Annotated in this window: 7 protein-coding genes; 5 read left to right on the top strand and 2 right to left on the bottom strand. The window is 64.5% G+C overall.

The features are described 5' to 3' along the window. The first annotated feature begins 76 nt into the window (after positions 1 to 76). The 3 genes from BM297_RS14460 (at position 77) to BM297_RS14450 (ending at position 1824) form a co-directional block, all read left to right on the top strand. A complete protein-coding gene (locus tag BM297_RS14460; RefSeq protein ID WP_092432712.1) occupies positions 77 to 523 on the top strand; it encodes an REP-associated tyrosine transposase in 447 nt (148 codons plus the stop codon). 308 nt (positions 524 to 831) lie between these two features. Next, positions 832 to 1227, top strand: coding sequence for a group II truncated hemoglobin (locus tag BM297_RS14455; protein ID WP_092432711.1), 396 nt, complete (start codon positions 832 to 834; stop codon positions 1225 to 1227). A 264-nt stretch (positions 1228 to 1491) separates the two neighbouring features. Beyond that, positions 1492 to 1824, top strand: coding sequence for a hypothetical protein (locus BM297_RS14450; protein WP_092432709.1), 333 nt, complete (start codon positions 1492 to 1494; stop codon positions 1822 to 1824). A gap of 91 nt (positions 1825 to 1915) precedes the next feature. Here the strand turns inward: BM297_RS14450 and BM297_RS14445 are convergent, their stop codons facing one another. Then, positions 1916 to 3085, bottom strand: a complete 1170-nt coding sequence (locus tag BM297_RS14445) for a p-hydroxyphenylacetate 3-hydroxylase oxygenase component (protein ID WP_092432706.1) — start codon at positions 3083 to 3085, stop codon at positions 1916 to 1918. Between the two features lie 500 nt (positions 3086 to 3585). Here BM297_RS14445 and msrB point away from each other — a divergent pair, with 500 nt between their 5' ends. Continuing rightward, positions 3586 to 4104 (top strand): peptide-methionine (R)-S-oxide reductase MsrB, encoded by a 519-nt coding sequence (gene msrB, locus BM297_RS14440; RefSeq protein WP_092432704.1) that lies wholly within the window; start codon positions 3586 to 3588, stop codon positions 4102 to 4104. A gap of 2 nt (positions 4105 to 4106) precedes the next feature. Next, entirely contained in the window at positions 4107 to 4772 is a 666-nt protein-coding gene (msrA, locus tag BM297_RS14435) for a peptide-methionine (S)-S-oxide reductase MsrA (RefSeq protein WP_092432701.1), read from the top strand. Between the two features lie 6 nt (positions 4773 to 4778). Here msrA and BM297_RS14430 read toward each other — a convergent pair whose 3' ends face one another. Then, positions 4779 to 5615, bottom strand: coding sequence for a CvfB family protein (locus BM297_RS14430; protein WP_092432770.1), 837 nt, complete (start codon positions 5613 to 5615; stop codon positions 4779 to 4781). Positions 5616 to 6000: the final 385 nt, after the last annotated feature.

Genomic DNA, 6000 nt, shown 5'->3' with positions numbered 1-6000 from the left:
CTCCCGCTCTTGTAGGAGGCCCGACCTCGGGGCGAAGCTCTTGGCTGTTGGTCTTCAGACGGAAAAGGATTTCCTCATGCTCAAGGACGACTACCACTCGGCCCACCGCTTGCGTGCGGGTCGCTGGTCTGCAACGGGACAGATCTACGTGGTCACCACTGTGACCCGTGATCGTGCCCGGCTTTTCAGCGACTTCGACATGGCACGGATGCTCATCGGCATCATGCGTGAAGATGCCGCTCGAGGCTCGCATCAGACACTGGCTTTCGTGCTGATGCCGGATCACTTGCACTGGCTTTTGCAGCTGCAGCGAGGATCTCTTTCGGAGCTGGTCGGACGAGTCAAGTCACTATCGGCCAGACGTATGGGTCAATCGATCTGGCAGGATGGTTTCCATGATCGGGCACTACGTCGAGAAGAGGATCTGCGGGCACTGGCGCGCTATATCGTGACCAACCCGGTGCGTGCTGGACTGGTCGAGCGAGTGGGTCAGTATCCCCACTGGGATGCGATCTGGCTTTAAGCACCGCTTTCGGGCGGGTCTGCGACCCGCATCGCCGCGAGGGCGCGCCTCCTACAGCTGCCGCGCGGCCCCTGCTCTTGTGGGAGGCCCGACCTCGGGGCGAAGCTCTTGGGCTTTTGCGATCGGGCCTGTGGCCCGCATCGCCGCGAGGGCGCGCCTCCTGCAACTGCGGCGCGGTCCCCGCTCTTGTGGAGGCCCGACCTCGGGCGAAGTTCTTGGCTGTTCCGACCACTGATCCAGGTCAATTCCCCAGCGCTGCACTCAGGCAAGATCAGCCCCTTTCCGAAGAAAACTGGCGGAGTGCAGCCATGAACCATACCCCTTACCAACTGCTCGGCGGCGAAGATGGCGTGCGCCGTCTGTGCGAGGCCTTCTACGACTGCATGGAGCAACTGCCGGAGGCGGCGGACATTCGCCGCATGCATGGCGAGGATCTGTCGGGGATTCGCCAGAAGCTGTTCGAGTTCCTCTCCGGCTGGCTGGGCGGCCCGCACCTGTATGCGCAGAAGTACGGCTCGATCTGCATGACCGGCCCGCACCGCCCGTTTGCCATCGGCCCGAAGGAGCGCGACCAGTGGCTGCTGTGCATGGACCGCGCCCTGGAACAGGTCGGCGCCAGCGAGGAGGTGAAGGCGATGCTCAAGCAGCCGCTGCAGGCCATCGCCGACATGATCCGCAACCGCGAGACATCCGCCCCCGCCTGATGGCGCGTGCCGGTCACGGCCCCGCCGCGTGCGGGGCTTTTTTTCGTCCGCAGAAAAGCGTCACTGTCACGGAAAGTTCATCGAACTGCAGGCTTTTACCCGACACAGGTCAACAAACCGCTGCCCCGGGCTGCCTAAGCTGGCTCAACAGGTCGCCGCAAGATCCCGCCGAAACTGGCGGGAGTGCATCCTCAGGCTTGCCACCGCTCAAGCCTGCACTCGCACTGCGCGACCGTGACCCGCCATCGACAAGGAAGGCCCGCCATGAAGACTCGCTCTCTCTCCGCCCTCGCTCTCCTGCTGGCCACCCTGGCCAATACCGCCGTTGCCGGCAACGCCATTGACGGCACCTACGCCATGACCATGGAGGCCATGGGCGTGCAGGTCAGGAGCGCCACGGTCGAGCTGACCCCGCAGTACATCCGCGAAGGCGACAACAAGCTGGCCATCGCCGAATGGGTTCACAAGGACGGCTTCGTGACGGCCCGCGACAGCAAGGGCGCCGCGCTGCTGCACGCGCGCATCGAGAACGGCGGCGACACCCTGATCCAGCAGATTGAGGGCATCGGCACCGCTACCTTCACCCGCATCGACTGAGGTGGCCGCCCGCCGCACTGGCTGGCGGGCAGTCACCAGACAACAAAAAGGGGTTGCCTCGCGGCAACCCCTTTTTTCGTTACGACCCCACTCAGACCATGGTCGGATCCGGCTCCAGGCCCATCAGCTCGCGGCCGAGGATCTGCGCGCAGACGTCGTAGTCGGTGTAGGCGTGCGCACCGGTCATGTGCGAGTCGCGGAACAGACGCTGGATCTCGCTGTTGTCGAACCAGCTGGTGGCGCCGGCGGCTTCGAACAGACGGTCGACGGCAGCAATGCACATCTTCACCGCATAGGCCTGGTTGGTACGCCAAAAGGCCAGCTCGGAGCGGGTCGGGAACTGGTGGCGCTCGCCAAACTCGGCGTGCTCTTCCCAGGTCTTCTCCAGGAAGGCGCGGGCGGCGGCGACCTGGTGGGTCGACTCGGCCAGGCGCATTAGTGCCGGAGTGGCAGCCCCCACGTTAGCGCCAGTGTAGGCCCGCACGCGGTTCTGCTGCTTTTCCTTGAACGCGACCAGCATGCGCTCGGCCACACCGAGGCTGATGGCGGCGAAGCCGCAGGCGAAGTACGGACGGTACGGGGTGTGGAAGATCTTGCTGTCCGGATACAGATCGCGGCCGGCGGAGCGGCCTTCCATCATGTCCTTGGCCGCCTGGATGCGGTAGTTGGGGATGAAGGCGTTCTTGATCACCAGAGTCTTCGAGCCGCTGCTGCGCATGCCGACGGCGAACCAGTCGTCGCGGATCTCGTAGTCGCTGCGCGGCAGTACGCCGAAGCTGTAGACCAGCTCGCCTTCGGCGTTCTTGCGGCGCATGCCGACGATGGCCCACTCGGCGTGGTCGCAGCCGCTGCTCCAGCCCATCTCGCCGCTGAGCAGCACGCCGCCCTCGGTTTCCTCGATGGTGCTGAACGGCGCGATGCTGCTGCTGGCGGTGGCATCCGGGTTTTCGCCCCAGATCTCGTCCTGCAGCTGCTTGGGGAACATCGCCAGCTGGTGGCTGTGGGTGCACAGCAGGCTGAAGGCCCACGCGGTGCCGCCACAGGCGCCGGCCAGGGCAGCCACGCAGTCGGTGAACTCGGGCAGGGATATTTCCAGACCGCCGTAGGCTTTGGGCTGGAAGACACGATGCATGCCGATGCTCTTCAGCAGAGCAATGTTCTCGTCCGGCACCTTGCGCTCAAGCTCTGCCTGGGCGGCGTTCGCTGCGATGGCCGGCAGAATGGTCTTCAGCTTCTCGAGCATGGGATTCGGTCGTTTCATGGCGGTATGTCCAAGCAGATACTTATTGTGTGGGCACTGTCGATGCACGTCGTGGACTCAAGGCTCGGGAATGCATGGGCAACAGTAGCCACCCATTCAGTCTGGTCGACTTGCGGGCAATTTGCCCGACCGGTCAGCGGTCCGTGGGGCGCATTATGGGGGCGTAATCCTGCGGACAGAATGCATCTTTCATGGACAAGATTGCATTTTTCATGGAAACCCGTTGCCACTTGAGAGGACCGAAACGGCCATCGAAAACGCATGTAGGCCGGCATAAAAACAGCAATTCATTGATTTTAAAAAGGTATTTCCATAGCCGCGGTTTCAGTCAGCAACCTGTCATGTAATTTCCGTGGCCTCAGCGGGCAGGCTTGCACAAATCAAGGGCAGGCCGCGCAGCAGCACTCCTCGCCAGGCAGCGACTCGTCAGTGGCGCCCGTAACACCAGGGGTCTGCACCTGTCTAATCTTCGTACACCACCCATGCATGGGGGAGCGATCATGAAGCGACGACTCCTGCTCCAGGGGCTGGCCCTGCTGCCGGCCTGGGCGCTGCTCGGCGGCCACGGCCGCGCGGCCGTGGCCGCTTCGGCCGCCGAGCTGACGCCACTCGCCAAGCCGGCCAGCGAATGGCGTCCGCTGCTCTCGCCGGCGGCGTGGCGCGTGTTGTTCGAGGGAGACACCGAAGCGGCGGGCAGCAGCCCGCTGAACGACGAGCACCGCGACGGCACCTTCGTCTGCGCCGCCTGCTACCTGCCGCTGTTCGACAGCCGGCACAAGTACGACAGCAAAACCGGCTGGCCGAGCTTCACCCAGCCGCTCGACGAGGCGCATGTCGGCCGCCAGCGCGACTTCAAGCTGATCTGGCCGCGCATCGAGTACCACTGCGTGCGCTGCGGCGGACACCAGGGCCACCTGTTCGACGATGGCCCGCCGCCGCGCGGCGAGCGCTGGTGCAACAACGGTCTGGCGCTGCGCTTCATACCGCGAGCCGAACCTCTGCCCGAATTGAGGAGTTGAAGATGATCCGCACGATTGCCTGGTCGGTGCCGCGCGCCGGCCGTCTGCACTGCGGACTGCTGGCGCTGTTGCTGGCGGTCCTGGCCCCGCCACAGGTCCTCGCGGCCGACAGCCCGGCGACGCCCAGCAGGGCCGACGACCCGGCGGCCACGGCGATTTTCGCCGGTGGCTGCTTCTGGTGTCTGGAGTCGGACTTCGACAAGGTGCCGGGGGTGCTGTCCACCACCTCGGGCTATACCGGCGGCAGCCTGGCCAACCCGACCTACGAACAGGTGTCGGCGGGCGGCACTGGCCATATCGAGTCCGTGCTGGTGCGCTTCGATCCGGCGCAGACCAGCTATGCCAAGCTGCTGGAGGTCTTCTGGCCGAACATCGACCCGCTGACCGCCACCGGCCAGTTCTGCGACATCGGCTCGCAGTACCGCAGCGCGATCTTCTATCGCAGCCCCGAGCAGCAGCGCCTGGCCGAGGCGTCGAAGGCCGCACTGCAGGCCTCGGGGCGCTTTGCCAAACCGGTCGTCACCGAGATCCTCCCCGCCGCCACCTTCTATCCGGCCGAGGAGTATCACCAGAACTACTACCGCAAGAACCCCCTGCGCTACCACTTCTACCGCACCCGCTGCGGCCGCGATGCGCGCCTGGAGGAACTGTGGGGGAAAAAGCCGTGAGCAGGCTCAGGGCAGTTCGATGCGCTCGTCGCGGATCACGATCAGCCCCTGCTTGTACAGCCCGCCGATGGCCTTCTTGAAGTTGCCCTTGCTCACCCCGAACAGCTTGGCGATGAGCTCCGGCGGGCTCTTGTCGCTCAGCGCCAGGCTGCCGCCCTCGGCGCGCAACCTGGCAAGGATCTGCTCGCCGAGACTGTCGGCGGCGCCCTGGCCGATCGGTTGCAGGCTCAGGCTGATCTTGCCGTCCGCGCGGACTTCGCGGATGTAGCCGGTTTCCTGCATGCCCACGCGCACGAACTTGAACAGCTCGTTCTTGTGGATCAGCCCCCAGTGCTTGCCGTTGACGATGGCCTTGAAGCCAAGGTCGGTGCGCTCGGCCACCAGCAGCTCGACTGCCTGCCCGGGCTTGTAGTTGGGCTGGGTGTTGTCGAGGTAGCGATCCAGGCGCGCGGTGGCGGTGATGCGCCGGGTGCGCGGGTCGAGGTAGACGTGCACCACGCAGTAGTCGCCAACCTGCAGCGGGCGCTTTTCCTCGGAGTGCGGCAGTAACAGGTCCTTGGGCAGGCCCCAGTCGAGGAACAGACCGACATGACTGATCTCCACCACCTTGAGGCTGGCGAAGCCACCGACCTGGACCTTGGGTTTCTGCGTGGTGGCGATGATGCGGTCTTCGCTGTCCAGATAGACGAACACGTTGAGCCAGTCACCGATCTCGCACGGCTCACCTGCGGGGATGTAGCGCCGCGGCAGGAGTATTTCGCCGTCCGGACCGCCATCCAGATAGAGGCCGAAGTCGGTGTGCTTGACCACCTGCAGAGAATTGAAACGCCCGATCAGTGCCATGTCGCTTACCTTGATTGCCAGGACCGGCATTCTAGCCGAGATCGCCGGACAAGCAGCGCTCCGTCGGCCGGCCAATCGCCGCCGCCGCCGGTGTTTTTTTCGTCAGCGCACCGGCGCGCGCCCGGCGCAGCACCGAGCGATGGCAAGCCATTGATTCCAAAGCGAACATGCCGCACAGCCGGGCGTTGGCCGGCCAGCACCGGCCGCGCGCCGCCGACGAGAGGCGCAGACAGTGAGCAGAAAGGATTTGCACCGCGGGAAATTACCGCGTAGGTTATTCCCACTGTTTGCTTGTGTCATCGTAATCGACTGGTTTAGATCTTGATCCAATCATATTTCGGTTTTCCTGGCTCCTTGCACTCAGTCCTGATTTCGGGCAATTCCG

Source organism: Geopseudomonas sagittaria (genome assembly GCF_900115715.1).
Classification (GTDB): Bacteria; Pseudomonadota; Gammaproteobacteria; order Pseudomonadales; family Pseudomonadaceae; genus Geopseudomonas; species Geopseudomonas sagittaria.
This window is presented reverse-complemented; position numbering and strand designations above follow the sequence as displayed.

What these genes read in the sequence shown, in the direction of transcription:
- BM297_RS14460 (WP_092432712.1), top strand. Translation starts at nt 77, where the DNA reads ATGCTCAAGGACGACTACCACTCGGCCCACCGCTTGCGTGCGGGTCGC.
- msrB (WP_092432704.1), top strand. Translation starts at nt 3,586, where the DNA reads ATGAAGCGACGACTCCTGCTCCAGGGGCTGGCCCTGCTGCCGGCCTGG.
- BM297_RS14430 (WP_092432770.1), bottom strand. Translation starts at nt 5,615, where the DNA reads ATGGCACTGATCGGGCGTTTCAATTCTCTGCAGGTGGTCAAGCACACC.
- msrA (WP_092432701.1), top strand. Translation starts at nt 4,107, where the DNA reads ATGATCCGCACGATTGCCTGGTCGGTGCCGCGCGCCGGCCGTCTGCAC.
- BM297_RS14445 (WP_092432706.1), bottom strand. Translation starts at nt 3,085, where the DNA reads ATGAAACGACCGAATCCCATGCTCGAGAAGCTGAAGACCATTCTGCCG.
- BM297_RS14450 (WP_092432709.1), top strand. Translation starts at nt 1,492, where the DNA reads ATGAAGACTCGCTCTCTCTCCGCCCTCGCTCTCCTGCTGGCCACCCTG.
- BM297_RS14455 (WP_092432711.1), top strand. Translation starts at nt 832, where the DNA reads ATGAACCATACCCCTTACCAACTGCTCGGCGGCGAAGATGGCGTGCGC.